Source organism: Streptomyces sp. SGAir0957 (assembly GCF_043523415.1).
The window spans coordinates 7,613,767-7,636,216 of the sequence record NZ_CP027293.1 but is presented as its reverse complement, the minus strand read 5'-3'; the positions used below and the strand labels follow the sequence as shown (position 1 = coordinate 7,636,216).

The following is a 22,450-nucleotide window of genomic DNA, read 5'->3' as shown; positions in this document are numbered from 1 at the left end:
CAGAGTCCTTGCAGTCCGCTGTCGCTGTGGTCGTCGGCCTTGGCCACGATGTGGTCGCAGAAGGCTGATGGCCGGACGCCGCACATCTTGCAGATCGGGTCGCGGGCGAGGATGCGCGCTCGGATCTTGGCCCAGCCGGGCGGGAGGCGCTGCTTACGCCCGGAGTTCTGCCAGCCGCCGCTCACGGGTTGTCGACGGCGGAGGCCAGCGCAACGATGAGAATGTCGCTGTAGTTCGGGACCCAGGCGATGGCCTTCTTGGACTCATCGCGAAAGATCCACACCTGGGCGTCCTCGTCATAGATGACCGAGTCCGCCTCCACCCGCTGAATAGCCGCACTGTGGTGGATGACGACGTACTTGTTCATGCGTTACTCCTCCTCTCCGCTGCGTTCGGTGTCGCTGCTGAGCGCCCATCCGGCGAACCCGGCTCGCCGTTCGGGGGTGTTGGCGGTGGCGACGCCAAGGAGCCGGACGGCGGTGTCTTCGGCGTCGGCGAGCGCAGCCTCCGTCCCGCCTGCGATCTCGACGGTGACCTCGCGGATGCCGTCGCCGACCTTGATCGTGACGTCAGGCACGGCGTAGGCGCTCGACGAGCCGGCGCTGGGTCTGGCTGAGCGCCTCTTGAATGGCGGCTTGGACTCCCTCGCTCGAAGGCCAGGGCTGCCCGTCGAAGCGGAGTTCCGTCTTGGTGCCACTAGTGCTGGTCTGCGGGTTGTTGGCGGGGATCTCGACGGTCTCTTCGAAGACGAGGACGGCGCGTGCGCCCACCTGGTCGGAGATGGGGTTGTAATCAAGCGGGTCCCCGTCACCTCTCGACGCCTGTTCGCGGAGGTTACTGAGGGTCGCCTCGTCGGCCTGGTCGATGACGAGCACGAACGGCGTGATCATGTCGTCGCCGTGGTGCTCGGTGGGCAGTTCAAGGATCTGAAGGCGGGCCATCAGGCGCCTCCTCGCGGGAGTCGTTCACGGAGGATGTCGCCGATCTCCAGGAGGGCCTGGACGGTGGCGATGGCGGCGATGGCTTGCACGTGGGCGGCTCGGGCCTGGATCTCGGCGCTGGCCACGTGTCCGGATGGCATGGCGTTGAGGTGCTCGGCGGCCTGCCCGAGGGTGCGGCCCGCGAGTTCGCGGTAGCTGGGCATCCCGGCCATCAGTCGGCCGCCTTCTCGGCGTCCTGGCGGATGACGCTGCGGACGTTTGCGACGGGGATGTAGGCGGCTGCGGAGCCGTCTCCGGCCCAGGCGATGTACTGGCCGCCGGAGGGTTCGAGGTTGTCGGCGGTGATGGTCTCGGTGTCGCCGGTCAGGTAGTTGATCGCGTACTGGGCCATGGCGCGGGCTCCTGGGGTGGTTGGTCAGGTGAAATCGCGGGTGCTGAACTCGTGTCCGTCGCTGACGAACCAGCCTTCGTAGACGCGGCGCATGCCGAGGTCGGGCTGGGGTTCCATGTGACTGCGCTGTTCCTGCCGGTCATGGATGAGGCGGAGCAGGTCGGCAAGAGTGTGGGTGCTGCCGTACTGGTCGGTGATGACGCCGCTCATGGCGATCTTCATCCACTCGGGGAATCCGTTGAGGGGGCCCCAGTCCGGTTGGGCTTGGAAGCTGAAGCGCCAGCCGCCGCTGCTCTTGCCGAGGTGGATGCGTTCACTGGCTGAGCAGTGCTCACAGGCTGCGGGGCAGGGCTCGGTTTGGACGTAGTAGTTGGTACCCATGCGGCGCGGGCTCCTGGATCATGCGGGGTGTTGGTCGACGGTGAGCTGTAGCTCGTCTCCGGTGCGTTCGACTGCGGTGACGATGCCGCTGGCGACGACCCGTCCGTTCTCGCCGACTGCGATGACGGGCCGTCCCAGGAGCGGGTCGCTCTCGGTGGGGTCCTGCCAGGTGCAGCCGCAGGTCTGGCCGTTGATGAGCAGCCGGTTGCAGTCGGGCTTGGGGCAGCGGATCGCCGAGTGGATGGGGTCGCCGAGCCGGTAGGCCATGTGATCCTCCGGTCAGGGCTTCCAGCGGGGTCCGCGTAGCGCGGCGGGCACGTCGCTGGTGGTGATGGCGTCGATGTCGGCGAGCCCGAGCCGTCCGGTGGCGGGCCTAGGCTCGGGCGGCTGGGGTCGGTCGAGTCCGGCGAGGATCTCGTCCGTCAGTCCGTGGGCGTAGCCGAGGGCGAGCAGGATGGGGCAGTCGTTGATGTTCTCGGTGATCCAGTCGTCGCAGATCCCGGCTGTGCCGCATCCGTCGCAGGCGACCGCATAGCCGTCATTGGCGGCGACGTGGATCGCGAGGATTCGCCGGTCCGCCTCGCAGCGGCGCAGGACGGTGTCCGGATCGTTGTGGACGATGTGGTCGGCGTCGGGCGAGTAGGCCGGGGTGGTCGACCACCAGATCCGTTCGTAGGCGATGGACGCGATGCGGGCATTGTCGGGTGCGGACTGCCAGCCGTCGGTGTCCCGGTCGACGATGACGCCGTCGAAGACGTGCCGCCAGTCGGTGGCATCGCAGGCGCGGGCCCGCTTCTCAACGGCGTCGACTTGCTGGGTGATCCAGGCGTGGAGATCCATGGCGCGGGCTCCGTGGGGTCAGGTCTGCGGGTCGGGGTCGTGCCGGATGCTGACGCTGCGGGCGAACATCGTGACAGTCACGGTGACCACCTCGTCGTCACTGATGTCGTGCACGCGGATCTTCGACCCGGACGGCATGAGGACTTCGACACCGTTGATCCGCAGCGCGGACGGCACGAGGACGTCGGCGTCACCGGTCGTCCGGTCGAGGATCTCGATGTCGGCGCCGCGCCGTTCACGGAGCGCCTTCTCGAACTTGCCGCTGACGGCGGTCATGGCACCTCGCCTTTCCCGCCCGATCCGGGATCGGCCGTCGCGACGGGCGGCACTCCGGCGAGCGATCCGACGAGTCCGATGAGGCCCTCCTCGATGCGCTTGCCGAACTCGCTGCTGCTGGCCTTCTGCACGTAGACGCTGATCGCTTCGGCCTGTGAACGGACGTCGGCGGGCACGGCGCTGAGGACTCCGCCGAGGCAGGTGTCTTCCTTACCGTGGAGTTCCTCGTGCCGCTGCATCGCGATGATCAGATTCCACGCCCACAAGGGCAGGTCGGGGACGCCCGCGCTCATCGCTGCGGCCCTTTGGTGAGGTTGACGCGCGGCAGAACCAGGCGCGTCAGCACCTTCCAGACGGCAGCCCCGACAAGGGTGAGGGGCCACATGATGGCCGCACAGAATCCCATCGCGGTTGCCGTGATGAGGTCTTCACTGGTCAGATCCTTCTCAGTCTCCGCTCGCATGTGGCGGGCGACGAGTGCGGCTGCGACGAGCCAGACCATGAGGCCGATCGCGATGTAGCCGGTCCAGTAGGGCCAGGGGATGTCGACGTCGTTGCCGTGATGGTGCCGGGCAAGGATGACGGAGGTAGCCATGGGCGCGGGCCTTCCGTGGGGCGGTCAGTGGTAGCGTGCGGGGATTTCGATGCGGTAGTAGTCGGTCCCGTCGGCGCGCTGCGTGATGCGGGGCTGGGCGTCGTCGGGGACGGTCATGCCGCCGCGCTCGGCAAGCACCCGGCCGTAGGCGAGCGCGTCGTCCGGATCCGGCGGCTGCCCGAGACCTGCGAGTTCGTAGGCGAAGAACAGATGGCCGCTCACGACGCCTCACCTCCAAGGGGGTCAGTGGCGGTGGTGGCCCCATCGCCCTCGGCAGGTGACGTTGTGCCATCCGAACAGGCGGCAGGCAATCCGGCGTGGCACGGCGTACACGAACTCGCGCGGCTCACCGATGAGGTAGCGCAGCCAGTACGCCGGTCCGGTCGCGGACGGGTCGTACTGGTACCAGCGCGGCGGCCTCGGGGCGGCCCTCGTCAGCAGGTCAGCCACGGTTCCACCACCAGCATCCGAGCGTCGACCCGCGATAGGAGTCGACCTTGCCGCCGAGCCCGGCAATGACGGCATCCATGTCGTCGGCATCCCACTGGTGGACGTGGGCCTCGTGCGGGTTGCCGTCGACCTCACCCTGCGGGGAGTCGACGATCGGAAGGCTGACGAGGATGTTCCACGCCCCGGCGGCCACGGTGCGTTCGAGCAGGGCCACGGCGTCGTCGCGCTCGACATGTTCGAGGACGTCGCCGAAGATCACCAAGTCCCGGTGGAGCAGGTGGTCCTCGGACTCACGGATGTCCTCGACGTGGATCTCGTCGTACATCCGGCGGGCCTTCGTCGACTTCAACTTGAACTTGGCCACGTAGGGCTTGTGGATCTCGACGGCGGTCCACCACACGCCCTCGTGCACGGGCCGGAACAGCCGAGCGTAGGTGCCCTCACCAGGCCCGACATCCGTCACCGTGTTCGGCAGGTGGTAGCGGAACCATTCGAGGGACCAGTCCTTGCCCTCGGCGTCACTGGTGGGCATCAGGTCTCCTCAGGTCACGTGATGGTCAAGCTGCCGGACAGGCGGACGATGTTCTCTGCGCCGGGCGGATCGAACGAGACCCACACGCGGTAGGTGCCGCGCGACAACGTCAGCGCGCCGCCGTCCGGGCCGATCAACAGCCGGGCCGCACCCTCCGCCCACTCCGCTGCGTGCCACTCGGTGTCGGCCGGGTTGTCGCCGTGTGCTACCACCGCAACCCGCACCGGCAGACCAGTGAGGTCCACGCCCGGCGCGGCCACGGGGACGTGCACGAACTCGGTCGAGGAGGCGGGGATCAGCACGGCGGACCCACCTTCCAAGCGGAGGCGTGCGGCGGACCCGCCGACCACGGGGATCCATGCGGACGGCCGACCGTCACCTCAACGTCGTCGTGGCTGCCGGTTGTTGCGCCGCTCGCCGTGAGCGTCACGGTGGCGGCCAGGCCCGCGCCTCCGCGGACAGTCGTGGCCCCTGACGCGGTGAGGACCGCTGTCGCAGCCAGGACGGCGTCACCACCGATGGGTGCCGCGATGACGGCGCCTGCCGCGGTCAGGGCGGCCACACCGGCAACGGCTGCCGCACCCCTGCGGTCAACCTGCCCTTGCGCGTCGACCGCAACCGTGGCCGCGAGTCCGGCCTGGCCGGGATGCTCGACCTGCCCTACTGCTGCCAGGTCTGCGAGGGCCGTCAGGCTGGCGTTACCAGTGACGGTGACCTGCCCGTCGGCTGCGATGGCTGCGGTCGCGGCGAGCGCCCCGCCCGAGCTGGTGGTCACACTGCCAGTGGCGGCCAGAAGCGCCACCCCGGCGAGACCCGCCGTGCCGGGCGTCGTTCGGGTGCCTGCTGCGGTGAGGTTCGCGGTCGCGGTAAGGGTCGTACCCGAGGCTGCGGTCCGCAGTCCGGTGGCGGTCAGCGTGGCGGCGCCGGCGAGCGCTGCGTCGCCGCTGACGCCGCTGGTGACGTCCGTGGCGGTGAAGTCGTCGAACCTGAGGGCAGCCACGCTCTCGGCACGGAGCCCGACGCTCGTGCCGGTGGGCACGTTGGTGTCGGTGACGCTGACGCGCTGGATGCCGTTGACGAAGCCCTTGATCGTCGTCCCGACGGCCTGCACCTTCGCCACATCCCCGGCGACGGCCGCCCCGGCGAAGGAGCCGATGGAGGTGAAGGATCCGCCGACGACGGAGAACAGGTTCCAGCTCGTCCCATCGTTGCGCCACAGGTAGCCGGAGGTGAGTGTCGCGTTGCCGCGGCACCAGACGCCGTGGCTGACGGACGAGGTGGCCGCGATCTTCACCTGCGCGGAGTGGTCGTTCGTGGCCATCGCCGTAGCGGCACGGATGATGATCGTGCCGCCTGCCGACCCCGACGACAGCTGCTGCGAAATGATCGTCCACGACGTGGTGCCGCTGACGAGGACCCAGTTGGCGCCGGGCGCACCGTCCGCGCGGTTGAAGTCGTCGGTGAAGGTCGTCACGACGTCCCCGTCCGCCCGCCTACTGGGCCTGCGGGCCCTGCGACATGGTCAGGGTCGTCAGATTGAACGCGTCCCCACTGGCCCAGGTCTTGGGTGTCGTCAGCGCCGCCGTGAACTCCAGGGAGCCCGCCGTGCTGGCGGTCCACACGGAGATGTGCGAGATCGACTCCGACGTGCCGCCGTTCGTCCACGACGTCGGAGGGGTCGCCATCGACAGTGCCGAGCCGGCCGTCGAGCCGGAGAACACGAACGAGTTCCTGGTCGTCGAGCCGGCTGAGACGTTGGCGGTTCCGGCGGCGCCGGGGTCTCCGGTGTGCAGCTGCACGAAGGTGCCTGCGACCGCGTTGTAGGCGGTACCGCCGTTGCCGGTGGATCGCAGCGTGTTGAGCCAGCCGGAGACCAGGCCGGTCGACAGTCCTGTGGTCATTCCTCGGCCTCCTCGGGCTCGGTCGGGTTCTCGTCGGGCCGCTCGACGTCTTTGGCCTTGGTGACCTCGCCGTCGGCCTCGATGGTGATGATGAAGGCGTGCTCGTCGGGCATGGGGCCTCCAGGCAAGGTGGTGTTCAGGGATCGCCGCCGTTCCGGAGTCGAACCGGTACTGGCCAGCTGTGGACGACAGCCTTCGTCTGCCGACGACGTCCCCGTTTGTGGGTGATCATTCGTAGGGCCAGCCGCCGAGCCACGACTTGCGTGCGGGCAGGATGGCGACGATCTCGCCCGGGTACTCCTCGCGGAGCTCGCGGGCGAAGTGGCTGGCCTCATAGGCGGTGAGCCCGGTGCCGTCGCCGCCGACCTCACATTGCAGGCGACCCCGGCTGAAGGCGACGACCATGTACACGGACGCTCCCGGTGATGTTGGGGTGTCCCGCCGCCGTGGCCTGGGGGGCTCGGTCGGCGGCGGGACAGGGGCGGTGACCAACCGCCCGTGGGCCGAGCGCGTGGCGCTACAAGGCCCTCCTGCGCGACCACCCCGGTGCGCAGGGGCTCTAGGCGGCCTTGAGGTGCGGGCCGCGACTGTTGGCGGCCGGGTCGGCGGGCTTGTGCTTAGCGCCGCCCTCCTTGGCTGCCGCGACGGTTGGGAGGTGGAAGATCGGTCCGGTGTCTTCGATGAGGACGGGTTCGATCTTCTTGCGGCTGACCCAGACGCGGATAGTGTCCGGGCGGACCTTGGCCACGCGTGCGGCTTCCCAGATGTCGCCGAGCTGTCCGCCCTCTTCGAGCTGGGCGAAGTGGATCTCCATGCGCTCCGGGTTGGGGTAGGCGACCACGGCACCTCCCTTGGGAACGCGGAAGCCCCCACCGGCGTTGGCGCGGCGGGGGCTTCAGAGGCGTGTCGTGACTAGTGGGCCACGATCAAGAATGTCCTGTACAGTCCGGGACCTTGTCAAGCCCCCTTCTGAAACTGGGGCAGGTCCGGCGGTGGGGGTCCGTGCTCCGCAACGACCGCATCGATGTGCGCCTTCAGCTCGTCGGTGAGGTGGAAGTACTCCATCGACAGGGAGACACGGATCTTCCCGAACTCTGCATGCAGGGTGGCTTCGAGTTCGTAGCTACCGGGCTCTATGGCGAGGACTTCGTCGGGCATGAGGTCGCGCATGCGGTTCCGCAGATTCGTCGTGGTGCCGATCTTCACGTACTCGCCGCGCCGGATGTAGTAGACGACAGCTCCCGGGGCGTCGCCGAAACTGCCGGGCTTGAGGGCTTCGAGCGCTGCCCTCGTGGCAGCTTCCCGCTCTCGGGCGGCGCGGATTGCGGCGGCTTTGCGGCGGTCCTCTTCGAGTTTGCGGTGGGCTAGCTGGACGGCTGCGACCATGAGTTCTTCGGTCATCTCGATGCCTGCGCTGCGCCACTCGCGGACGACGCTCATGAAGGGAAGGAGCGCAGGGTCTCCGACCTTCGGTATGTGCCGGGCGCCAGGTATCCCGCTCCATCCCTCATTTGCGGACGGGCTTGGCTTGGGGGGCTTGACGATCCGGCCGTGGGATCTGGAAGGCTGTGCCATGTCGATCTCCTCGCAAGGTCGGCCATGCCCCGGGAGGTCTAGCCACCTCGCCGGGGTCTCAACTGCCCCAATTCTACCGGCTTTTCGATCTATTCGGCGGATTTCTCGCAGGCCAGGCGTTCTTCCTCCTCGTCGATGAGCGGTCGGATCATGTGCAGGTACTCCCAGATCCATACGCCGAGCCGTTCGGCGGCTTCGTGGTATCCGGACCGTCGCAGCCACCGGTTGGACCGCCACGTTCCCCGATGGTGCCGCTTGATCCAGTAGTCACAGCGGGGCGACATGGCGGGCGGCATGTCAGTCCAGTAGGTGGTGACGTCGTCGACGGGCGGCGGCTTGTGGCCCCACGGCGGGGCGGTCACTGGTTCTGTCGCGTGAGTCGCTGCCACCACGAAGGCCAGCTCAGATCCGGGATCTGTTCGGCGGGCCAGGGACCGGCCTCGTCACCGTAAGGCACGGGCGCATCGATGGCGTCGCCGTAGAGAAGGTGCTGGACGATAGCCCGGTTCTTCTTGTTCTCACGCCAGCGGTCGGTGACCTGGAAGGTTCGACGGCGGGTGACGAAGGTTCCGGTATCGCCGCTGAGGGCGTAGGCCGTGCCCCTGAGTGGCGTGCACCCAGCGGCACGGCACCAGTCGAGGTAGTCGTCTACATCTGCGGCAAGCACGATGCACAGGTAGGTGCTCACGCTGCGACTCCTGCCGTTTGGGCGAGTACAGCCTCTTGCGCGGCCCGAAGCGCCCGCCACTCCCCCAGCGTCTCCCACCGCGCCCCGCAGGTGCCGCAGCGGATGCGGTGGCTGTCGGCGGTCGCGGTGAGCTGCGCCCCGCAGTGCCCGCCGTCGGTCGGGATGGGGCACAGGCCGGTCGGCACGCGTCCGTGACGCCGTTCCCCGCTGGCGAGGGCCAAGCATTCGCCGTGCAGCTTGCGGAGTTCGGCAATGTCCTGGCCGACGGACTCGTAACGCTCGCACGCCCACAGCAAGTTGATGGCCAGGAACTTCACGTGCACAGGCACAGCCTGCGCCGGGGAGCCGCGCCACGGGGCCATGGTCCAGCCGAGCGTCTGCCGCCACGCATCCTCGATCGCCGACAGCCGGGCCGCAACACCACCCGGACCGACGAGGGCGAGGACTTCGAGGCGGGGCGGGATCGGCGGCGTCTTCGTACCACCGCCCCCGCCGGCTCGGGATGCGCCGCGCGTGAGGGCGGCCGTGGTGTCCAGCTGCCGGAACAGGCCGGGGAGTTCGGCGAGCCGTTTCCCGGTGGCGTCCTGGCAGGGTCGGCAAGCCCAGCGGCCTGTCTCGCTGGCCCAAAGCTGCCGCCCGCAGCCCGGGGTCACACAGATGGGCCACGAGTAATCGCTCAGGTCGGTGGGGTGGTCGTGCACGGTCGGCTCCTCGGATGGGTCGGGAAGCAGGTCGCTACTGAGCCAATTGTGCACGCCTGGTTGACAACGGTGGGCCAACGGCCCAGTCAGCACTTCTCTGTCAGCAGATACCGGGCCATGAGGATCTGTTCGTCTTCGTCGTCGCCGGTACTGTCGGCCATCTCCTTGCCGACGACGGTGGCCCCGTCTTCGTGAAGCCGGTCGCAGACGAGGTTCTGCTGGTCGGCGTCGGTCTGGTCCCAGGCTTCGTCCCAGTTGTCCTGGTTGGCGGCGGTGTCGAGGATCTCGTCTTTGCGGCCGGTGATGACCTTCTTGACGGCGTCGGTGTATTCGTCGCGGGTGAGGCTGCCGCATTGGGGTTCGCTGGATGCGTCGTGGACGTCACCGTCGTCGTAGTTGCGTTCGAGGAGGGCCTGGCAGTCGTATGCGTCATAGCTGGGTTCGGCGGTGATGACGGGCGTGGCCTCGGGTTCGGCGGCGGGCTTGTCGTCGGTGCTGCTGTCGCTCCCGCATCCGGTGATGGCCAGGGCCGCGGCGATCAATGCTGCGGTCAGGATGCTGCGTCTCATGGTTCCCCCCATGGTTGTGTGGCGATCAGTGTGCGGTGCCTGGTGTGGCGGGATGCGGGTTGTGGTCGTTTTGTGATGGTCGGCCGCCCGAGCCCCGGCCCTGTCGGCGGGCCGGGGCTCGGGGCGGGGCGGTCACTTCTCCTTCCGCCGCCTGAGGATCTCGGCGAGTCCACCGCCAGCATCGGCGGGGATGCTGGCGACGAGCGTCTCGTGGTAGCGGCGGAGCATCGCGTCGTCCCGGGCTATCCGCCTCCGGTCGACGACGTTCACGAGCCACGTCCACGCGGTGATGGCGGTCGCGCTGAGGCGGGAGGCGAGTCGGTGCATGGTCAGTCCTCGTCTCGGATCTTGCCGGTGGCGGCGTCGAGTTGGTCGGCTTCGGCGCGGAGGGCGGCGGCCTTCTCCAGCCACATGCGTTCGTCGTCGGTACGCGGCCCGGCCGTGACGGGCGGCACACGTGCCTCGAGTTCGGCGGCGCGTGCGCGGAGTTCGTCGGCGGCCTGCATGATCAGTCTCCGTGTCGGTCGTAGCGGTCGTCGAACCAGGCGCGGTCGGCCCGTGCGGCTTCCTGCGGCGTCTCGTCCCAGTCCCGCCCCCGGTGCTCCTCCAGCCGCTCCGCCTCGTGGTCCTGTACGTGTGCGGGGGGCGGCAGTCCGGCGAGGGCCGCACGCACGGTGTCGCGAACGTCGGCGGCCAGGCGGGGGTCGATCGGGTCCGTATCGGCCAGGGTCGGGTTCGGGGCGGTCATTCGGCTTCCCATCCGCAGTAGGGGCAGGGGTGTTCATCAGGGTCGATGCAGACAACGCAGTTCTCGTCCTCGTCGACCTCCGGCACGCCCGTGAGGTCGACGCCGCAGATCGCCCGGTTGGGGTCGCAGCAGTAGAGATGGGTGATCTCGTCGCCGACCGAGGTGGCGGCCGACGGGGAGGGCGCCGTGAGGGTCACGCTCATCGCGGCCCCCTCTCGTAGCGTTCGAGCATGTTGTTCCACCCGCGCACGAGGCGCGGATTGCGCGCGGCCAGGCGCTTGTTGACCGCCGCGATCGTCTCGGCGGTGTTCCAGCGCTCCTCCTCGTCCTGCGGGCGGGCGAGGTCGCGGCTGGTGTAGCGGCGGCAGGCGTCGGCGGCCGTCGTCACGTCATCCCGCAGCTGGTCGGTCCACTGGCGGGCGGACAGGGAGGCGACCGCGTCGGGGATCGGGATGGCGGTGCGGATCGCGGCGATCATGGGGTCCTCCTCTGCCTCATCGGAAACGTTCGGGGCGAGTCGCTCATGCGGCGTCGAGGTCGTCGAAGCCGAGTTGGCCGTCTGCCCCTGACGTTGTGGCGTCCGTCTTCGGGCGGGGCCGTTCCAGAGATCTAGCGACGGCCTCAAAGGCTCGCGTGGCCTTGCGGAGGTCTGCGGCGATCTGCCGGGCAAGCGCGGCCGGGTCGGCGAACTCTGCCTCTTCGGCAGCGGGCGGCTCAACGCTCCGGCTCGGCCAGGCTGTCGGTGCCGCATTCGAGTCGCGCATCGCCGGGATGGCGACGATGACGGTGGACACGGTGGTACCGGACTCTACGAACGCCCCCTTGGGGAGCGCCTCGACGGTCCCCCTGCGCGTCTCAACCAGGCTCCGGAAGGCGGCCGTGCGCCCGCAATCTTCCAGGATGGCTCCCGACATGACGGAAACGAGGATCCCGTCCGGCTTCAGAAACCGCAGCGCGTGTTCCACGTGCCGCATGTCGGCGCCCTTGGTGAACGGCGGGTTCATGACCACGCGGTCGTAGACGGGCCGGGCGGGGACGGTGAGGAAGTCGGCTACGTGCACGCTGCGGGCCATGCCCGCGTCGGTGAGGACGGCCGCAAAGCCGGGGTCCTGCTCGAAGCAGTCCACGGCCGCACCTGCGGACGCCAGCGCTGTGGCAATCGCGCCGGACCCGGCGGACGGCTCCAGAGTCTCCATCTCCGCCTCGATGGCCGCCAGTTCCATGAGCCGTTCGACGACCGGGCCGGGTGTAGGGAAGTACTGGGCCTGGTTGCGCTTCTCCCGGAGCGTGACGACCTGCCCGCTGGCCAGAACAGGGGCTATCGCCTCCGCGGCATCCATCGGGAACAGGTGGACTGCTGCGGCACGACTCCACCGTCCGCCGGCGGCCTCCAAGACTTCGTTGACCCGCTGGTACGTCTTGGGGTCCATGCGCGGTCCGGTCAGGGCGAGCCTGGGCCCGTCTATGGATGCTTCGCGCAGCGCCTGAAGGATGTCGGGGGCGACGTTCATCGCGGACCGTCCGGTGTGGCGGTGAGGGATGCGGCGTGAGCCCAGTCGTCGGTGCTCGCCGGTATGTCGCGGGTGAGGCCGAGCAGGAGGCGCCGTACACCGTCGGCGACGTCCATCGGGTCAGCGGCAAGGGTGAACGGCAACGGCTCGCGGACGTCCAGGTCGCGGTCGGTGCTGTAGTGCCAGCCCATGGTGTGGTGCCAAATCACGTACAGGCCTGCGGGCCAGGCGCTCTCGTTGACGGCGTGCTGCTTCGGTGTCCACTGGAACCACCCCTGCTCGTAGTCGTCGAGGTGGGCGTAGAGGACGGGGAAGAACCCGGCCTGCGTCATCGCAGTGTGGACGGCGTCGAGGTAGGCGCGACGCGAATCGATGCGGTTCTTCATGGCGGGCTCCTTACGCGGCGAGTGCGAGTCGGGCGGCGCAGGTCTTGAACAGGTCGCGCCGGGGCTTGTAGTGGAGGACGATCACGGCCACCTGCCGGGGCGTGTACCGGGTACAGTCCCGCATCCGGCGCCCGGCGTGGGTGCGGCCCGGGATGCCGTCGACTCCAGCCTTGGCGGCGATCTTGCGGAGGGTGCCGACCATGCTGGCCGCGTCCCGGCGGGAGAGGCCCTGCGCCATCGCGTGCGTGGCGAGCGTTCCGGTGCCGTTGCGGCGGATCCGGCGGGCGGCGCGTGTGGCGGTGCTGCGGGCCTTCACTGTCGCGCGGCGTGCGAGTGCCGCCTGACGCTTCGCTCGGACCTTGCGGTGCATGCGGTTCCCCCTGGGTGCGGATGTGCGGGCGTGCGGAGGGCCCGGTGGCGGCCGGGCCCTGGGGTGGGTCAGGACCTGCGCGCCAGCAGGTACGGCTTGCGGGAGCGAGGTCCTCGCCGCTCGACCGTCCAGCCAGCGGCTTCGAGGGTCTTCGCGTAGGCGTCGACCATCCGGTGACGCTCGGCCGCCATCTCGTCACTGCTCATCCGGTCGTCGTAGCCGTCGTCCAGGACGGTGAGTTCGGGCATGCAGTGCGTGATCCGGACCGTGTCATCGTCCGGGGTGCCGTCGATCGTGTAGCCAGCCTTGATGCACTTGCCGTACCGGTCATCCACGGCGACATCGTGCTTGGCGAACAGGATCCGCCCAGCCTTGTCCAGTGCCTCGGTGTACTTGAAGCGGGTCATTTCCGTCTCCCCTGCTGGTCCCCTTGGCGACACTTCAAATGTAAGGGGACCCCTTACAGGTGTCAACCCACCCCTTACACTGAATCCATGACCACGCCGCCGAGCCCCTTCGAGAGCCTTGAAAACCTGTCCAAGCAGGCCAATCCGACCGAGCGCGCCAAGAGCGTCGGCAAGGTGCTCGAAGCGATCCCGGACCTTCAACACTGGCTTCGCCAGGTCAGACAAGGCGCCGTGCAGGAGATGCGCGAAGACGGTATGAGCCACGCCGACGTCGGCCGGGAACTCGGCATCAGCCGCGCCCGAGCACAACAGATCGCCGAGGGCCGGGCCACAGGAAAGCGCGCCGAGAAGTCAGCCGCGCCCGACGCCTGATCCGCGGATTCCCGCCCCGCCCCCGCACCGCCTGCGCCACACTGCCCCCATGGACGATCTCGTCTTCATGGTGCGCGCCACCACCCGCCGCGCCTGCGCCGAACAACTCCAGCGCCTCTGCGAGCAGATGAGCCTCCAGCCCGCCACAGCGCCCACCGACACCGCCGGCCGCGGCTGGGTCGCACGGGCCGTACCCGCGACGAAGGCCCCGGACGCCGATGGCGGCCGGGGCCCTGTCGTGAGCGGGTAGTTCAGGCGGGCAGCGTCATCTCCTCCGGGTCCGGCTTGTTCTTCTCCCACGCCTCGGAGCAGCTGGCGCACAGCCCCTCGGAGACGGGGGCACCGGAGCCGAGGAACTTGTGCTCGGCGCAGAAATACCCGCCGCAGCCGTACTCGTCGCCGCCCGGCGTGTTCCCGCACAGGTAGGCGAGGCCGCGGTCGATCTCCGTCTCGCAGCCGTCCTGCTCGCAGACCGCGCCGATGCCGTAACCGGCCTGGATCGGCTCGCCGTTGCGGGTGATCTCGTAGCTTGCGTGTCCCATGGGGTGATCCCTTCTCGTAGTCTCTAGTGCAGCACCCCGGGCACTTCGATTGCCCGGGGTGCGCTGATGTTGCCGGTCAGGTGTGCCGCGCCTCTGCCCGCAAGCGGTGGGCCGTGTCGACGGCGACAGCCGAAGCGACGAGCAGCCATGCGGCCACGGCCACGCCTGCGGTGAAGACGGCGGACTCGCCCGCCACGATCGCCGCTGACGCGGTGGCACCGGCAGCAGCAGACGGGGCGGCAACCGCGACAGGACGGATCATGCGGTAGCCCCGGCCGCGTCGACGACGACGCCGAACTCGTCCTCCGGGTGCTCCAGGTCGCCGTCGAACGCGATCGTCGGCTCGTAGCCGGGCTGGGTGGCCAGGTTGAGCAGGTAGGTGGCGAACCGGATGGCGATCTCGTCGGCGTGCTTCGGGTCGAAGCGAAGAGCGTTCAGCGCCTCGAAGGCCAGCTGGTGGACGGGACCGCTGCGGTCACCCGACCACCACGCCTTGCACGCCTCGACATTGAGGGCGATGGCACGCTCACGCGTCCGGTCGGTGGACTTCGGGGCGTCGGGGGCGCCGGCGTGCTGCGACGACTCGATGGTCATGGTCATTTCTTCTCCTTGGGGTTGGGTCGGATCTTGGTTGCGGCCCATCCGGCGGCGAGGATTACGCCCGCCAAGGTGAGGCCGATCATGGGGAGGTTGGCGGTAGCGGTGCCGATGATCCCCATCAGCGTTCCACCGACGAGGACGACGACCGCGCAGATCGCTCCGGTGCAGACGACGACCACGGCGAGGATCAGAAACGTGATGACGATCAGGCGTTCCAGCTCCGGGGACAGCCGCCGCGTCTCCGGCATCTGCACGACGATCTGCTGTGGGGCCGGCGGCTGGCCGACCGTGAAGTGGTAGGGCCGCCCGTCCGGGCTGTACATGATGTTCGGCGGGCGGTGGTGGGCGGGGGTCCACTGCCCGGCCGCAAGGTTGTCGGTCGGGCGCGGCTCGGGCAGCGCGGTCATGTGTGCAGGTCTCCTTCAGAGGGTTTCGCCGGTGCCGTGACATGCACTGCACTGGACGTCGGGCATCCCGTGGATACGGGAGTCGAGGGGGATCCGGCCCTTCTTGCAGCCCGCACCGCAGGGGATGACGGGCGTGGCCGTGTAGTCGGGATCGGGTTCGTGGCCGCCCGCCTGGATGTCCCAGGCGGCGGTGACTGCGGCGGCCTTGACGGTGGCGGCAGCATCGTCGACGACACCGCGGACCTTGCGCGCCGCAGCCTTCGCCGCCTTCTTGCCGGGGCTGGCCGCGGCCCGGACAAGGGCGCGGCGGTGACGTCGCAGGCCGGGCTTGTAGCCGCGCCGCCACAGCGTCTTGACGCCCTGCCGGAGGTCATCGACGACCAACTCCGGGTGGAGGGTGCCAGCGAGGTGGACGCCGCCGTGGGTGACGTCGAAGGTGTCCTTGTGACGGGCTTTGGTGCGGCCGGTGCGTGCGCCGAGGATCATGACCAGACTGGCGCCGTTGATCTTCCCGTCGGTCCAGTGGTGGCTGTAGTCGCAGTTCGCGTGGGCGGGCTCGCTCTCGAAGCGGCCTGCGTCGAGCGTGAAGCTCGGCGAGCCGCACTCGGGGCACAGCATCGGCTCCCCGTCGACCGTCATCTCGACGACCTTGACTGTGCCGCTCATATCGGGATCTCCTTCTCATTTCTACCGCTACATGAACCGCTAGGTACCGCTACCGTGCAGGTCAGGGCCGTGAGGGGTACCGCTGCGAACCGCTTCCACATAGCGGCGCCGGTGATCGTCTAGCGGTTCATAGCGGTTGGTCTCACGGCTCTGACCTGCGGCGCAGCGGTTCATAGCGGTTGGTCAGGCCGCTTCGGCGAGAGCCTCGCCGGTGATCTGCTTGATCGTTTCCAGGCGGTATCCGCGCGCCCCGCCCGTGCCCTGCGTCGTCGACAAGTCGACCCTGATGCCGAGTCCGTCGACGGCCAGCTTCAGCTCCGCCATCAGACGGCGAGCCGCGAGCAGGCTCGTCCTGCCCTCCTCGTCGCCGAACTTGTCGGCACCCCAGGCGGACGGGTCATGCTTCGCCAGGTACTCCAGGATCTCGGCCGTGAACATGAAGTCGGGGTCATCGAATGCGGTGAACGCGCCCCGCACCATCTCCACGATCCGCGGCAGGTCGGTGCGGATCCGGTCCGCCTCCGTCGCCCCGAAGTGGTCCAGCCCGGCGATCCGCAGCGACTCCTCGTCGACGACCGGGCGGCCCGCCGCAGCCCGCTCCTTGCCGCGGCGGCGCCCGTCCTTCCCGTCGAGGAACACGAACTTGTACTTCAGCGGCTCCCGGGAGCCGCAGCCGCGGATGTACGCCTGGGAGGCGTCCCGCAGGTCGTCGCCCTCCGCGTTGCCCTCCGCCGGGTCGAGCCGGTCAGGGCGCCATCCCTGGTCGCCTGCGCCGCCGCCGAACACCTGCACGACGTCCTGGCGGCGGCACGGGCCGACGATCCGCAGCGCGATCGTGTCCGCGATGGCAGCGCCGATGGAGTCCTTCGTGGCCTCCTGCGCGGCGAGGACCAGCGTCACGCGGGACTTGCGGCCCGTCTGCAGGATCTTGACCGCGAGTTCCTTGGCCCGGTCGGACAGCTGCGGGTACTCGTCGATGAACAGGACGATCGCCGGGCGCTCCCGGGACGGCTCCCAGTTCTCCTTCATCCCGTACTTGGCGAACAGCCTCGGCCGCGCCTTCCCGATCTTCAGGGCTTGTTCGAGGATCGTCTCGATCTGCCCCATGGCGTCGTCGCCGATCGCCCGCACCCCCATCGCCTCCGCGAGCGGGGCGAGCCCGTTGCCGCCCGGGTCCAGGTCGCCGACGACCACGTCATCACAGGCGGTCAGCGCATCGGCGAGGGTGCGCAGGATGACGGACTTGCCGCCGCCCGATCCGGCGATCACGATGGCGTGGTTGCCGAGCAGGGACGGCTCGAACTTCTGCCCGTCCATCCGGTAGGCGACCAGCTGCTTGTCCTTCAGGTGGCGGCTGTTGGGCTTGCGCTCCGGCGCCGCGGGAATCTTCTCGAACGGATCCGACTCCACCAGGCGCAGAATGACCTGCCCGCGGGACTTGCGGACGGGCTGGCAGTGCAGACCGTTCTCCGGCAGGTCCAGCGGGGTTTCCAGGTCGGGCGCCTTGGTGACGATGTTGGCGGGTGTGCCCTTCGCCAGCCGGACGGTGACCTCCCAGCCCCAGGAGTGACGGCGGTTCGCCTCCACGTCCGCGACCGCGATCCCCTCGGACGCGAGCGCCCGGCGAACGCATTCGGCGGCCTCGGTGCGGTTGCGGGCATCCGCGATCGGGAACGGGTCCCCGTCCTCCGGGTTCACCTGGACCCTGCCCGGGTCGGCGCCACGCGGGCGTCCACGCCAGGTCCCATAGGTGACTGCGGCCATCGCGTACAGGGCGGCCATCCACAGCCCACCCTCGACGAGCCCGAACGTACCCGCAGCGGTGACTGGCACGGCGACGATGCCGCGGCGGATCAGGTACTTGCGGCGGCGCTCCTGCAACTGCTCGGCACGCCGACGGTAGACGCCCTCAGCGGCGCCTTCCTTGGCGGGGTCGCCGGCTGATGCCTCCACGTGGGCGAGGGCGGTGCGCATCATCTGCGGGTACGGTCCGACCATTTTGCCGCGTTCGATGCGGGCGATGTGCCACCAGCCGCGCGCGGACCAGCCGATCCACACCACCGTCCAGTGGTTACCGACGGCTTGGGCGTGACGGCGGGCGATCGCGGCCCGGGAGTGGATCCAGTCAGGCAGGTGGCGTTGCTGCGGCACAGGCCGCTTGTCGACGGCCACCGTCACCGGCGGGGACGGAACCGTCTGCTGGGTGGTCTCGGTGGTCATGGCGGGGCTCAGTCCTTCTTTTCGGCGGGGGTCTGGGAGGCGGGGGCCGGCTGCTTCCCGCGGGTGACGCCATGCTCAGCGAGGACGGTGGCGAGGAGCTGGCGGGCGGTTCCCGAACGGCAGCCGACCTTGCGGGCGACGATTCGATTGGAGGGGTGCTCCCGAAGGTCTTCGCCCTTCGCGGCGGCGTCGGCGACGAGCTTGCGGACGGTGTCGAGACGGTTGTCGGCGACGGCCTTTCGGACGCGGCCGGTTTTCGTGTCCTTCCCTTGCGGGAAGCGGGGTGCAGCGGTTCCGGCACCACGCGTCCGGGGGCGCTTCGGCGTACCCATGGGAAGCACTGGGACGCGGTGCTCCACCCATCCGCCCTGCCCTCCGGGAACCAGCAGGGCGACCGGAAGGAAGGGGGCCTGTACGGGGGTACGCGTGTCACGGGACGCGTCCGCCTGCGAGCCTGCTGCCGTGTCCGGAGTCGCTGCGGGAACCGGCGGGCGGGACGCATTCGGGCGCGTCCGCAAACGCCACCGACCGTCCCACGACTGCGCCTCCCCGCGCCGGAACGCAGCCCGGCGGGAAGCACGGATCTCCCGGATCGACGGCTCCCCCGGAGCCGCCCCGTTCGCCCGCTCCCACACCTTGTTCCACGCGGTCGGCAGCGAGAGGCCGGTGTTGTCGGCGACCCGGCGGGCCCGCCGCATCAGGATCGGGTGGCGGCGGCCGAGACGCTTCCAGCGAGCGATCTCGTCGGCGGTCTTGCCGGAGATCGCGGCCCGCCGGGACCGCATCGACACGGAGAACAGGATCATCGCGGCCAGCGAGGCAAGGGTGTAGGCCCCGGCCCGGTACATGCCCGCCGGCGAGTCGTCCTCGATCAGATGCCCGGCGCCGTTGATCGCCGCGGCGATGAGAGTGGTGGCCCACGTGATCCGCATGAGGCCCTTGTGGGGGCGGCCCTTGTCGATGGCCTGCCCGGTGAGCCCCGCGAAGGTCAGCACCATACCTTCGGTGAGGACCGGGACGCCCGCGGCGAACAGGCCCATGCCGAGGTAGGCGGCGGCCCCAGCCTGCCCGGACCAGCCCATGACCAGCGACACGGCGACAACGGGCAGCCCCCACACCGGCATGTGCTGCATGAGCCGGTTCTGGGCGCGCTGCCAGGCGGCGCGGCGCTCCTTGCGGCGGCGAGCCCGCAGCTTCTCCTTCTCGGCGCGCGCCTGCTGCTTGCGCTCCTGCTTGGCGCGGCGGACCTCTTCCTTGAGCTTCCGCTGGTGCTCGGCGTCCTTGCGGCGCTCCTCACGGTCCTGCGCCCGGTCGGCGCGGGCGTTCTCCCGGTCAACCAGGGTGTCGCGACGCTTCTCCTCCCGCCGCGACGGGGCGGGGGGCACGGGCGCCTGCTCGTCGACGGGTTTGGGCCGCCCTTCCCCGAGGTCGGGCACGGGCGTCCCGTTGACCTTCTTCTCGACGGATGTGGCGGTCACGGGGTGTCCTTTCAGATGCGGTCGCGGGGGCGACGGGGTTGTCGATCAGGTACGGGATGGCGCGGGGATCACTCGCCCGGCTTCGGCAGGGCGCGGCAGTTGGCCGCGTGCGCGTTGGCCTGGTCGCGGGCGCTGCGCAGCCACCAGCCGACGCCGTTATCCGTGGCGTCGCAGCCGAGGCACCGCCAGCCGTGGTCTTCGACGGAGCCGCCCGAGCCGCAGACGATGACGGTGGCGCCGCCTTGGGTCAGGAAACGCATGTGGATCTTCCACTTGGTCTCGGCGGGGGCGGTGGTCTCGGGCATGGCGGTCTCCTTGCGGCGGGTCATGAACGCGGGCAGGGGCAGGGACATCAGCGGCCTCCTCGGCTGCGTCGGGTGGTCGTGCGGCGATACCCGAAGGGGCCGGGCAGGTCCATCGAGGTGGTGTGGCGGCCGGTGGAGCTGCGGGTGTGGTGCGGGCCGCCCTTGAATCCGAACGTCCACGAGATCGACTTCGCGTTGATGTTCAGCCGGACTCCGGGCAGGATCCGGAAGCTCTTGCGGAACGTGAGCGGCATCAGGCCGTCCTCCTCTGCGGCGAGCGGCGGCGGTAGGCGACGACCGCCAGGCCGAGCAGCACGAGGCCGGGGGCCGCGTTGACGACCGCCATGGCGCCGTCGGCGACGAGCCCGATCGGGGCGGCGGCACCGGACCACAGCCCGGCGATGAAGAGGTAGGCCGTCACGAGGGCGATCAACAGGGGCCGCATGACGGCCTCCTCTCGGATAGGGGGTGGATCAGGTGACGAGCTTTCCGGCGTGACCGCTGGCCTTGCAGGCGATGCACGCCTGGCAGTCGCCGGTGTTGCGGCGGTGGATGTCAGGGTCGTAGGCGTGGGCCCAGCACTGGCGGCACTGGCCCTTGGGCGGGTTCGCGGCCCGCTGCTTCGACACGAGCGCCTACTTGTTGCTGGAATCGGCGAAGAGCGAGCCCACGAGCCCCACCTCGTCGGCGTGGTTCTCGCACCAGGAGCACGGCAAGTCCTTGCCGCCGCGATGCTTCTCGTAGTGGGTCTTGCAGCCGGAGCAGTGGAATTCGGGGGGCATCAGCGGTCGTCGCCCTTCGGCTCGGGTTCCGGCATCCGCATGGAGAAGGTGACGGTGAAGTCGCCGTCGTCCTCGATCTCGACGTCGCTACCGGTCTCCGGGTTGGTGGGCATTGCGTGCTCCTTCCTGGCCGGGGCTGTCCCGGCTCCCCACTCCCGCCCGTACCGAGACGGGCGGGATAGGCAGCCGGTCAGCGGCGCCACCAGGGCACGTGCTCGGCGGTCTCGCCCTTGCGGTCGTTGGCGGCGAGGTAGCCGGGGTCGGTGTCGTCGGCGTCCCGGGTGTTGTAGCGCTCCAGGTCGGCCGACGCCTGCCGGTGCGCGGCGACCGCTTCCGGCGTGCCGAGCAGCTTGTCCCTCAGGCTCATGTCGGATTCCTCTCGGGTTGGGTTGGTGCCGCTGATCGCGGTTCCCCTCGACCGGGTCCGTGCGAGACGGGCCCGGCGGGCAGCCGGTCAGCGGTGGGTGATCTCCTCGGGGTAGACCCCGGTCACGCTGCCGTCGCGGTCGTCCTGGAACTGCACGACCTCGGTGCCGCTGACGTTGGTGGTGCCGACGACCGTGCCCGTCTCGCCGCCCTTGTGGGCGGTCGGCTCGACCGGGTTGGTGACGGTGACCTTGTCGTCCTTGCTGAACCGGCCCATCAGGGCTCCTCTCGGGTTGGTGCCGGACTGTCCGCCACCCCTTCACCGCCGGGGGTGCAGGGTCCGGCGGATCGGGCTGGGGGCAGGCTCAGCGGCCCTTCTGGACCTTGGCCGCCTGGGTCATGGCGGTGACGGTCTCCTGGAACGTGCCGGTGTTCTCCTTGATCGCCTCGGTGATGACCTGGGCGGCCCGCTGGCCGTCCCCCCGCTGCATGGCGGCGGTGGCCTCGGCGGTCTTCTCGCTGATGAAGTTGCGAGCCATATCGGGTCCTCTCGGTTGGGGTGGGCCGCCGCATCTGATGGCGCGGCGGGGCAGAGCTACAGAAGGTTGGTGGCGGCGGCCAGCACAGCCACAGCCAGGGCGGTGAGCGTCAGGTCGACGGCGAACTGGAAGGCCCGCATCTTCGCCACCGTGATCTTCGAGAGGGCGACGACATGCGCGGCCTCCTCCTCCGAGGCCAGCGCCGCATCCGCCTCCGACGGCGACATCCGCGCCCACAGCAGGAACCCGGACCGGCCGTCCCCCAGCCGGGGCCGCACCGTCAGCAGTGCGACCACGATCGAGACGAGCAGCAGCACGCCCGCGATCACGGCCAGGGTGAGCGGCAGACGCCCCAGACCGAGGTCGTGCCCGGCGGTCCACAGCCCGGCCAGTGCCACACCGTCGAACGCCAGCAGCAGGCTGGCCTTGCCGTCCACGCGGGCGATCAACGACTGCGCCTCGGACCGGGCCGTCGACAGACCGGACATCACGACTCCTCGTGCGCGGCGTCGAAGTCGGCGCGCGTGCATCCGGCAGCGATGGCGTCTTCGGTCATCTCGGTCGCCACCGACAGCACCACCCCGGCCTCGTGACTCCCCCGCCCGTACACGTCCACGACCTTCACGGCCAGAGACACGGCCTTCACCGCGCGCCGGGCGGCGTCCTCACGGGCGGACATCAGGCAGCCGCCGGGTAGTTGAAGCCGTCCAGCTCGTCGGCGAGCTGCGGGCCGACCGAGCGCAGGATGCGGCGGGCGCCGACCTCGTCGCCGGACTCGCGGGCAGCCGCGTACCGGGTGAACAGGTCGCTGATGCTGAACGCCGACGGAACAGCGATCAGAGTCGTGGCGCGCGCCTTCTCCCCCTCGGGGGTGTGCGCGGCATCGGCGTCGAGCAGGATCGGAGACATGA

Annotated in this window: 53 protein-coding genes; 2 read left to right on the top strand and 51 right to left on the bottom strand. The window is 69.6% G+C overall.

Going from position 1 to position 22,450, the window contains the following annotated elements:
• Positions 1–181: 181 nt before the first annotated feature.
• The 33 genes from C1N81_RS39825 to C1N81_RS39665 form a co-directional block, all read right to left on the bottom strand.
• On the bottom strand, positions 182–367 hold the full coding sequence (locus tag C1N81_RS39825; RefSeq protein WP_394436285.1) for a hypothetical protein: 186 nt from the start codon (positions 365–367) through the stop codon (positions 182–184).
• 3 nt (positions 368–370) lie between these two features.
• On the bottom strand, positions 371–577 hold the full coding sequence (locus tag C1N81_RS39820; protein ID WP_394436284.1) for a hypothetical protein: 207 nt from the start codon (positions 575–577) through the stop codon (positions 371–373).
• Positions 570–941 (bottom strand): hypothetical protein, encoded by a 372-nt coding sequence (locus tag C1N81_RS39815; protein ID WP_394436283.1) that lies wholly within the window; start codon positions 939–941, stop codon positions 570–572. Before C1N81_RS39815 ends, C1N81_RS39820 begins: the two co-directional genes overlap by 8 nt.
• Complete coding sequence (locus C1N81_RS39810) at positions 941–1,153, bottom strand: hypothetical protein (protein WP_394436282.1); 213 nt, start codon at positions 1,151–1,153, stop codon at positions 941–943. The genes C1N81_RS39815 and C1N81_RS39810 overlap by 1 nt, the downstream gene beginning before the upstream one ends.
• Positions 1,153–1,332 carry a hypothetical protein gene (locus C1N81_RS39805; protein WP_394436281.1) on the bottom strand — a complete coding sequence of 60 codons (180 nt, stop codon included), beginning with the start codon at positions 1,330–1,332 and terminating at the stop codon, positions 1,153–1,155. Before C1N81_RS39805 ends, C1N81_RS39810 begins: the two co-directional genes overlap by 1 nt.
• A 24-nt stretch (positions 1,333–1,356) precedes the next feature.
• Positions 1,357–1,713 (bottom strand): hypothetical protein, encoded by a 357-nt coding sequence (locus C1N81_RS39800; RefSeq protein ID WP_394436280.1) that lies wholly within the window; start codon positions 1,711–1,713, stop codon positions 1,357–1,359.
• A gap of 18 nt (positions 1,714–1,731) precedes the next feature.
• Complete coding sequence (locus C1N81_RS39795; RefSeq protein WP_394436279.1) at positions 1,732–1,980, bottom strand: hypothetical protein; 249 nt, start codon at positions 1,978–1,980, stop codon at positions 1,732–1,734.
• 12 nt (positions 1,981–1,992) lie between these two features.
• Entirely contained in the window at positions 1,993–2,553 is a 561-nt protein-coding gene (locus C1N81_RS39790) for a DUF6221 family protein (RefSeq protein WP_394436278.1), read from the bottom strand.
• 18 nt (positions 2,554–2,571) lie between these two features.
• Positions 2,572–2,829, bottom strand: coding sequence for a hypothetical protein (locus tag C1N81_RS39785; protein ID WP_394436277.1), 258 nt, complete (start codon positions 2,827–2,829; stop codon positions 2,572–2,574).
• Positions 2,826–3,122 carry a hypothetical protein gene (locus tag C1N81_RS39780; RefSeq protein ID WP_394436276.1) on the bottom strand — a complete coding sequence of 99 codons (297 nt, stop codon included), beginning with the start codon at positions 3,120–3,122 and terminating at the stop codon, positions 2,826–2,828. The genes C1N81_RS39785 and C1N81_RS39780 overlap by 4 nt, the downstream gene beginning before the upstream one ends.
• Positions 3,119–3,424, bottom strand: a complete 306-nt coding sequence (locus C1N81_RS39775; RefSeq protein ID WP_394436275.1) for a hypothetical protein — start codon at positions 3,422–3,424, stop codon at positions 3,119–3,121. Before C1N81_RS39775 ends, C1N81_RS39780 begins: the two co-directional genes overlap by 4 nt.
• A gap of 24 nt (positions 3,425–3,448) precedes the next feature.
• Positions 3,449–3,646 (bottom strand): hypothetical protein, encoded by a 198-nt coding sequence (locus tag C1N81_RS39770; protein WP_394436274.1) that lies wholly within the window; start codon positions 3,644–3,646, stop codon positions 3,449–3,451.
• A 21-nt stretch (positions 3,647–3,667) separates the two neighbouring features.
• Positions 3,668–3,874, bottom strand: coding sequence for a hypothetical protein (locus C1N81_RS39765; protein ID WP_394436273.1), 207 nt, complete (start codon positions 3,872–3,874; stop codon positions 3,668–3,670).
• A complete protein-coding gene (locus tag C1N81_RS39760; protein WP_394436272.1) occupies positions 3,867–4,406 on the bottom strand; it encodes a methyltransferase domain-containing protein in 540 nt (179 codons plus the stop codon). Before C1N81_RS39760 ends, C1N81_RS39765 begins: the two co-directional genes overlap by 8 nt.
• A 14-nt stretch (positions 4,407–4,420) precedes the next feature.
• Positions 4,421–4,708, bottom strand: a complete 288-nt coding sequence (locus C1N81_RS39755) for a hypothetical protein (protein ID WP_394436271.1) — start codon at positions 4,706–4,708, stop codon at positions 4,421–4,423.
• Positions 4,702–5,880, bottom strand: a complete 1,179-nt coding sequence (locus C1N81_RS39750) for a hypothetical protein (RefSeq protein WP_394436270.1) — start codon at positions 5,878–5,880, stop codon at positions 4,702–4,704. Before C1N81_RS39750 ends, C1N81_RS39755 begins: the two co-directional genes overlap by 7 nt.
• A 19-nt stretch (positions 5,881–5,899) precedes the next feature.
• Positions 5,900–6,307 (bottom strand): phage tail fiber protein, encoded by a 408-nt coding sequence (locus C1N81_RS39745; RefSeq protein ID WP_394436269.1) that lies wholly within the window; start codon positions 6,305–6,307, stop codon positions 5,900–5,902.
• Positions 6,308–6,535: 228 nt separating this feature from the next.
• A complete protein-coding gene (locus tag C1N81_RS39740) occupies positions 6,536–6,718 on the bottom strand; it encodes a hypothetical protein (protein WP_394436268.1) in 183 nt (60 codons plus the stop codon).
• A 148-nt stretch (positions 6,719–6,866) separates the two neighbouring features.
• Positions 6,867–7,148 (bottom strand): hypothetical protein, encoded by a 282-nt coding sequence (locus C1N81_RS39735; RefSeq protein ID WP_394436267.1) that lies wholly within the window; start codon positions 7,146–7,148, stop codon positions 6,867–6,869.
• A 116-nt stretch (positions 7,149–7,264) separates the two neighbouring features.
• On the bottom strand, positions 7,265–7,882 hold the full coding sequence (locus C1N81_RS39730) for a GIY-YIG nuclease family protein (protein ID WP_394436266.1): 618 nt from the start codon (positions 7,880–7,882) through the stop codon (positions 7,265–7,267).
• 89 nt (positions 7,883–7,971) lie between these two features.
• On the bottom strand, positions 7,972–8,244 hold the full coding sequence (locus C1N81_RS39725) for a hypothetical protein (RefSeq protein ID WP_394436265.1): 273 nt from the start codon (positions 8,242–8,244) through the stop codon (positions 7,972–7,974).
• Positions 8,241–8,570 (bottom strand): hypothetical protein, encoded by a 330-nt coding sequence (locus C1N81_RS39720; RefSeq protein WP_394436264.1) that lies wholly within the window; start codon positions 8,568–8,570, stop codon positions 8,241–8,243. Before C1N81_RS39720 ends, C1N81_RS39725 begins: the two co-directional genes overlap by 4 nt.
• Positions 8,567–9,271, bottom strand: coding sequence for a hypothetical protein (locus C1N81_RS39715; protein ID WP_394436262.1), 705 nt, complete (start codon positions 9,269–9,271; stop codon positions 8,567–8,569). Before C1N81_RS39715 ends, C1N81_RS39720 begins: the two co-directional genes overlap by 4 nt.
• An 86-nt stretch (positions 9,272–9,357) precedes the next feature.
• Positions 9,358–9,840 carry a hypothetical protein gene (locus C1N81_RS39710; protein WP_394436261.1) on the bottom strand — a complete coding sequence of 161 codons (483 nt, stop codon included), beginning with the start codon at positions 9,838–9,840 and terminating at the stop codon, positions 9,358–9,360.
• 132 nt (positions 9,841–9,972) lie between these two features.
• Entirely contained in the window at positions 9,973–10,167 is a 195-nt protein-coding gene (locus C1N81_RS39705) for a hypothetical protein (protein WP_394436260.1), read from the bottom strand.
• A gap of 2 nt (positions 10,168–10,169) precedes the next feature.
• On the bottom strand, positions 10,170–10,346 hold the full coding sequence (locus tag C1N81_RS39700; RefSeq protein ID WP_394436259.1) for a hypothetical protein: 177 nt from the start codon (positions 10,344–10,346) through the stop codon (positions 10,170–10,172).
• Positions 10,347–10,348: 2 nt separating this feature from the next.
• Complete coding sequence (locus C1N81_RS39695) at positions 10,349–10,588, bottom strand: hypothetical protein (RefSeq protein ID WP_394436258.1); 240 nt, start codon at positions 10,586–10,588, stop codon at positions 10,349–10,351.
• The gene (locus tag C1N81_RS39690) at positions 10,585–10,791 is read right to left on the bottom strand and encodes a hypothetical protein (RefSeq protein ID WP_394436257.1); all 207 of its coding nucleotides are present in this window, start codon (positions 10,789–10,791) and stop codon (positions 10,585–10,587) included. Before C1N81_RS39690 ends, C1N81_RS39695 begins: the two co-directional genes overlap by 4 nt.
• Positions 10,788–11,066, bottom strand: a complete 279-nt coding sequence (locus C1N81_RS39685) for a hypothetical protein (RefSeq protein WP_394436256.1) — start codon at positions 11,064–11,066, stop codon at positions 10,788–10,790. Before C1N81_RS39685 ends, C1N81_RS39690 begins: the two co-directional genes overlap by 4 nt.
• A gap of 43 nt (positions 11,067–11,109) precedes the next feature.
• Complete coding sequence (locus tag C1N81_RS39680; protein ID WP_394436255.1) at positions 11,110–12,099, bottom strand: DNA methyltransferase family protein; 990 nt, start codon at positions 12,097–12,099, stop codon at positions 11,110–11,112.
• Positions 12,096–12,485: a hypothetical protein gene (locus tag C1N81_RS39675; protein ID WP_394436254.1), complete on the bottom strand. Its 390-nt coding sequence runs from the start codon at positions 12,483–12,485 to the stop codon at positions 12,096–12,098. Before C1N81_RS39675 ends, C1N81_RS39680 begins: the two co-directional genes overlap by 4 nt.
• A 10-nt stretch (positions 12,486–12,495) precedes the next feature.
• A complete protein-coding gene (locus C1N81_RS39670) occupies positions 12,496–12,855 on the bottom strand; it encodes a hypothetical protein (protein WP_394436253.1) in 360 nt (119 codons plus the stop codon).
• Between the two features lie 68 nt (positions 12,856–12,923).
• A complete protein-coding gene (locus C1N81_RS39665; protein ID WP_394436252.1) occupies positions 12,924–13,262 on the bottom strand; it encodes a hypothetical protein in 339 nt (112 codons plus the stop codon).
• Between the two features lie 87 nt (positions 13,263–13,349).
• Here C1N81_RS39665 and C1N81_RS39660 point away from each other — a divergent pair, with 87 nt between their 5' ends.
• Together C1N81_RS39660 and C1N81_RS39655 are read left to right on the top strand one after the other, a co-directional pair.
• A complete protein-coding gene (locus C1N81_RS39660) occupies positions 13,350–13,634 on the top strand; it encodes a sigma-70 family RNA polymerase sigma factor (RefSeq protein ID WP_394436251.1) in 285 nt (94 codons plus the stop codon).
• Positions 13,635–13,683: 49 nt separating this feature from the next.
• Complete coding sequence (locus C1N81_RS39655; RefSeq protein ID WP_394436250.1) at positions 13,684–13,884, top strand: hypothetical protein; 201 nt, start codon at positions 13,684–13,686, stop codon at positions 13,882–13,884.
• A 1-nt stretch (position 13,885) separates the two neighbouring features.
• Here the strand turns inward: C1N81_RS39655 and C1N81_RS39650 are convergent, their stop codons facing one another.
• From C1N81_RS39650 to C1N81_RS39565, 18 genes are all read right to left on the bottom strand, one after another.
• Positions 13,886–14,176, bottom strand: a complete 291-nt coding sequence (locus tag C1N81_RS39650; protein ID WP_394436249.1) for a hypothetical protein — start codon at positions 14,174–14,176, stop codon at positions 13,886–13,888.
• Between the two features lie 76 nt (positions 14,177–14,252).
• Positions 14,253–14,438 (bottom strand): hypothetical protein, encoded by a 186-nt coding sequence (locus C1N81_RS39645; RefSeq protein ID WP_394436248.1) that lies wholly within the window; start codon positions 14,436–14,438, stop codon positions 14,253–14,255.
• The gene (locus tag C1N81_RS39640) at positions 14,435–14,776 is read right to left on the bottom strand and encodes a hypothetical protein (RefSeq protein ID WP_394436247.1); all 342 of its coding nucleotides are present in this window, start codon (positions 14,774–14,776) and stop codon (positions 14,435–14,437) included. The genes C1N81_RS39645 and C1N81_RS39640 overlap by 4 nt, the downstream gene beginning before the upstream one ends.
• Positions 14,773–15,183, bottom strand: coding sequence for a hypothetical protein (locus C1N81_RS39635; protein WP_394436246.1), 411 nt, complete (start codon positions 15,181–15,183; stop codon positions 14,773–14,775). The genes C1N81_RS39640 and C1N81_RS39635 overlap by 4 nt, the downstream gene beginning before the upstream one ends.
• Before the next feature lie 15 nt (positions 15,184–15,198).
• Positions 15,199–15,849 (bottom strand): hypothetical protein, encoded by a 651-nt coding sequence (locus C1N81_RS39630; protein WP_394436245.1) that lies wholly within the window; start codon positions 15,847–15,849, stop codon positions 15,199–15,201.
• 183 nt (positions 15,850–16,032) lie between these two features.
• Complete coding sequence (locus C1N81_RS39625; protein ID WP_394436244.1) at positions 16,033–18,069, bottom strand: hypothetical protein; 2,037 nt, start codon at positions 18,067–18,069, stop codon at positions 16,033–16,035.
• Between the two features lie 8 nt (positions 18,070–18,077).
• Positions 18,078–19,547 (bottom strand): hypothetical protein, encoded by a 1,470-nt coding sequence (locus C1N81_RS39620; protein WP_394436243.1) that lies wholly within the window; start codon positions 19,545–19,547, stop codon positions 18,078–18,080.
• Between the two features lie 68 nt (positions 19,548–19,615).
• Positions 19,616–19,900 carry a hypothetical protein gene (locus tag C1N81_RS39615; RefSeq protein ID WP_394436242.1) on the bottom strand — a complete coding sequence of 95 codons (285 nt, stop codon included), beginning with the start codon at positions 19,898–19,900 and terminating at the stop codon, positions 19,616–19,618.
• On the bottom strand, positions 19,900–20,106 hold the full coding sequence (locus C1N81_RS39610) for a DUF4236 domain-containing protein (RefSeq protein WP_394436241.1): 207 nt from the start codon (positions 20,104–20,106) through the stop codon (positions 19,900–19,902). The genes C1N81_RS39615 and C1N81_RS39610 overlap by 1 nt, the downstream gene beginning before the upstream one ends.
• A complete protein-coding gene (locus tag C1N81_RS39605) occupies positions 20,106–20,297 on the bottom strand; it encodes a hypothetical protein (protein WP_394436239.1) in 192 nt (63 codons plus the stop codon). The genes C1N81_RS39610 and C1N81_RS39605 overlap by 1 nt, the downstream gene beginning before the upstream one ends.
• Before the next feature lie 28 nt (positions 20,298–20,325).
• Positions 20,326–20,481 (bottom strand): pRL2-8, encoded by a 156-nt coding sequence (locus C1N81_RS39600; RefSeq protein ID WP_394436238.1) that lies wholly within the window; start codon positions 20,479–20,481, stop codon positions 20,326–20,328.
• Between the two features lie 6 nt (positions 20,482–20,487).
• The gene (locus tag C1N81_RS39595) at positions 20,488–20,634 is read right to left on the bottom strand and encodes a zinc finger domain-containing protein (protein ID WP_394436237.1); all 147 of its coding nucleotides are present in this window, start codon (positions 20,632–20,634) and stop codon (positions 20,488–20,490) included.
• Between the two features lie 190 nt (positions 20,635–20,824).
• Positions 20,825–21,001, bottom strand: coding sequence for a hypothetical protein (locus tag C1N81_RS39590; RefSeq protein ID WP_394436236.1), 177 nt, complete (start codon positions 20,999–21,001; stop codon positions 20,825–20,827).
• An 87-nt stretch (positions 21,002–21,088) separates the two neighbouring features.
• The gene (locus C1N81_RS39585) at positions 21,089–21,277 is read right to left on the bottom strand and encodes a hypothetical protein (protein WP_394436235.1); all 189 of its coding nucleotides are present in this window, start codon (positions 21,275–21,277) and stop codon (positions 21,089–21,091) included.
• Between the two features lie 88 nt (positions 21,278–21,365).
• Positions 21,366–21,539, bottom strand: a complete 174-nt coding sequence (locus C1N81_RS39580; protein WP_394436234.1) for a hypothetical protein — start codon at positions 21,537–21,539, stop codon at positions 21,366–21,368.
• Between the two features lie 56 nt (positions 21,540–21,595).
• Entirely contained in the window at positions 21,596–22,027 is a 432-nt protein-coding gene (locus C1N81_RS39575) for a Pycsar system effector family protein (protein ID WP_394436233.1), read from the bottom strand.
• Positions 22,027–22,218, bottom strand: coding sequence for a hypothetical protein (locus C1N81_RS39570; protein WP_394436232.1), 192 nt, complete (start codon positions 22,216–22,218; stop codon positions 22,027–22,029). Before C1N81_RS39570 ends, C1N81_RS39575 begins: the two co-directional genes overlap by 1 nt.
• On the bottom strand, positions 22,218–22,448 hold the full coding sequence (locus C1N81_RS39565; RefSeq protein WP_394436231.1) for a hypothetical protein: 231 nt from the start codon (positions 22,446–22,448) through the stop codon (positions 22,218–22,220). Before C1N81_RS39565 ends, C1N81_RS39570 begins: the two co-directional genes overlap by 1 nt.
• Positions 22,449–22,450: the final 2 nt, after the last annotated feature.

Bases quoted from the DNA above. Each gene is read 5' to 3' on its own strand.
- C1N81_RS39660 (WP_394436251.1), top strand. From the start codon at position 13,350: ATGACCACGCCGCCGAGCCCCTTCGAGAGCCTTGAAAACCTGTCCAAG.
- C1N81_RS39625 (WP_394436244.1), bottom strand. From the start codon at position 18,069: ATGACCACCGAGACCACCCAGCAGACGGTTCCGTCCCCGCCGGTGACG.
- C1N81_RS39805 (WP_394436281.1), bottom strand. From the start codon at position 1,332: ATGGCCCAGTACGCGATCAACTACCTGACCGGCGACACCGAGACCATC.
- C1N81_RS39610 (WP_394436241.1), bottom strand. From the start codon at position 20,106: ATGCCGCTCACGTTCCGCAAGAGCTTCCGGATCCTGCCCGGAGTCCGG.
- C1N81_RS39595 (WP_394436237.1), bottom strand. From the start codon at position 20,634: ATGCCCCCCGAATTCCACTGCTCCGGCTGCAAGACCCACTACGAGAAG.
- C1N81_RS39675 (WP_394436254.1), bottom strand. From the start codon at position 12,485: ATGAAGAACCGCATCGATTCGCGTCGCGCCTACCTCGACGCCGTCCAC.
- C1N81_RS39645 (WP_394436248.1), bottom strand. From the start codon at position 14,438: ATGATCCGTCCTGTCGCGGTTGCCGCCCCGTCTGCTGCTGCCGGTGCC.
- C1N81_RS39570 (WP_394436232.1), bottom strand. From the start codon at position 22,218: ATGTCCGCCCGTGAGGACGCCGCCCGGCGCGCGGTGAAGGCCGTGTCT.
- C1N81_RS39580 (WP_394436234.1), bottom strand. From the start codon at position 21,539: ATGGCTCGCAACTTCATCAGCGAGAAGACCGCCGAGGCCACCGCCGCC.
- C1N81_RS39775 (WP_394436275.1), bottom strand. From the start codon at position 3,424: ATGGCTACCTCCGTCATCCTTGCCCGGCACCATCACGGCAACGACGTC.
- C1N81_RS39695 (WP_394436258.1), bottom strand. From the start codon at position 10,588: ATGACCGCCCCGAACCCGACCCTGGCCGATACGGACCCGATCGACCCC.
- C1N81_RS39650 (WP_394436249.1), bottom strand. From the start codon at position 14,176: ATGGGACACGCAAGCTACGAGATCACCCGCAACGGCGAGCCGATCCAG.
- C1N81_RS39815 (WP_394436283.1), bottom strand. From the start codon at position 941: ATGGCCCGCCTTCAGATCCTTGAACTGCCCACCGAGCACCACGGCGAC.
- C1N81_RS39780 (WP_394436276.1), bottom strand. From the start codon at position 3,122: ATGAGCGCGGGCGTCCCCGACCTGCCCTTGTGGGCGTGGAATCTGATC.
- C1N81_RS39565 (WP_394436231.1), bottom strand. From the start codon at position 22,448: ATGTCTCCGATCCTGCTCGACGCCGATGCCGCGCACACCCCCGAGGGG.
- C1N81_RS39665 (WP_394436252.1), bottom strand. From the start codon at position 13,262: ATGACCCGCTTCAAGTACACCGAGGCACTGGACAAGGCTGGGCGGATC.
- C1N81_RS39700 (WP_394436259.1), bottom strand. From the start codon at position 10,346: ATGCAGGCCGCCGACGAACTCCGCGCACGCGCCGCCGAACTCGAGGCA.
- C1N81_RS39685 (WP_394436256.1), bottom strand. From the start codon at position 11,066: ATGATCGCCGCGATCCGCACCGCCATCCCGATCCCCGACGCGGTCGCC.
- C1N81_RS39730 (WP_394436266.1), bottom strand. From the start codon at position 7,882: ATGGCACAGCCTTCCAGATCCCACGGCCGGATCGTCAAGCCCCCCAAG.
- C1N81_RS39575 (WP_394436233.1), bottom strand. From the start codon at position 22,027: ATGTCCGGTCTGTCGACGGCCCGGTCCGAGGCGCAGTCGTTGATCGCC.
- C1N81_RS39785 (WP_394436277.1), bottom strand. From the start codon at position 2,829: ATGACCGCCGTCAGCGGCAAGTTCGAGAAGGCGCTCCGTGAACGGCGC.
- C1N81_RS39635 (WP_394436246.1), bottom strand. From the start codon at position 15,183: ATGACCGCGCTGCCCGAGCCGCGCCCGACCGACAACCTTGCGGCCGGG.
- C1N81_RS39655 (WP_394436250.1), top strand. From the start codon at position 13,684: ATGGACGATCTCGTCTTCATGGTGCGCGCCACCACCCGCCGCGCCTGC.
- C1N81_RS39690 (WP_394436257.1), bottom strand. From the start codon at position 10,791: ATGAGCGTGACCCTCACGGCGCCCTCCCCGTCGGCCGCCACCTCGGTC.
- C1N81_RS39680 (WP_394436255.1), bottom strand. From the start codon at position 12,099: ATGAACGTCGCCCCCGACATCCTTCAGGCGCTGCGCGAAGCATCCATA.
- C1N81_RS39810 (WP_394436282.1), bottom strand. From the start codon at position 1,153: ATGGCCGGGATGCCCAGCTACCGCGAACTCGCGGGCCGCACCCTCGGG.
- C1N81_RS39800 (WP_394436280.1), bottom strand. From the start codon at position 1,713: ATGGGTACCAACTACTACGTCCAAACCGAGCCCTGCCCCGCAGCCTGT.
- C1N81_RS39605 (WP_394436239.1), bottom strand. From the start codon at position 20,297: ATGCGGCCCCTGTTGATCGCCCTCGTGACGGCCTACCTCTTCATCGCC.
- C1N81_RS39640 (WP_394436247.1), bottom strand. From the start codon at position 14,776: ATGACCATGACCATCGAGTCGTCGCAGCACGCCGGCGCCCCCGACGCC.
- C1N81_RS39795 (WP_394436279.1), bottom strand. From the start codon at position 1,980: ATGGCCTACCGGCTCGGCGACCCCATCCACTCGGCGATCCGCTGCCCC.
- C1N81_RS39745 (WP_394436269.1), bottom strand. From the start codon at position 6,307: ATGACCACAGGACTGTCGACCGGCCTGGTCTCCGGCTGGCTCAACACG.
- C1N81_RS39585 (WP_394436235.1), bottom strand. From the start codon at position 21,277: ATGGGCCGGTTCAGCAAGGACGACAAGGTCACCGTCACCAACCCGGTC.
- C1N81_RS39630 (WP_394436245.1), bottom strand. From the start codon at position 15,849: ATGAGCGGCACAGTCAAGGTCGTCGAGATGACGGTCGACGGGGAGCCG.
- C1N81_RS39825 (WP_394436285.1), bottom strand. From the start codon at position 367: ATGAACAAGTACGTCGTCATCCACCACAGTGCGGCTATTCAGCGGGTG.
- C1N81_RS39615 (WP_394436242.1), bottom strand. From the start codon at position 19,900: ATGTCCCTGCCCCTGCCCGCGTTCATGACCCGCCGCAAGGAGACCGCC.
- C1N81_RS39710 (WP_394436261.1), bottom strand. From the start codon at position 9,840: ATGAGACGCAGCATCCTGACCGCAGCATTGATCGCCGCGGCCCTGGCC.
- C1N81_RS39670 (WP_394436253.1), bottom strand. From the start codon at position 12,855: ATGCACCGCAAGGTCCGAGCGAAGCGTCAGGCGGCACTCGCACGCCGC.
- C1N81_RS39590 (WP_394436236.1), bottom strand. From the start codon at position 21,001: ATGAGCCTGAGGGACAAGCTGCTCGGCACGCCGGAAGCGGTCGCCGCG.
- C1N81_RS39790 (WP_394436278.1), bottom strand. From the start codon at position 2,553: ATGGATCTCCACGCCTGGATCACCCAGCAAGTCGACGCCGTTGAGAAG.
- C1N81_RS39760 (WP_394436272.1), bottom strand. From the start codon at position 4,406: ATGCCCACCAGTGACGCCGAGGGCAAGGACTGGTCCCTCGAATGGTTC.
- C1N81_RS39705 (WP_394436260.1), bottom strand. From the start codon at position 10,167: ATGCACCGACTCGCCTCCCGCCTCAGCGCGACCGCCATCACCGCGTGG.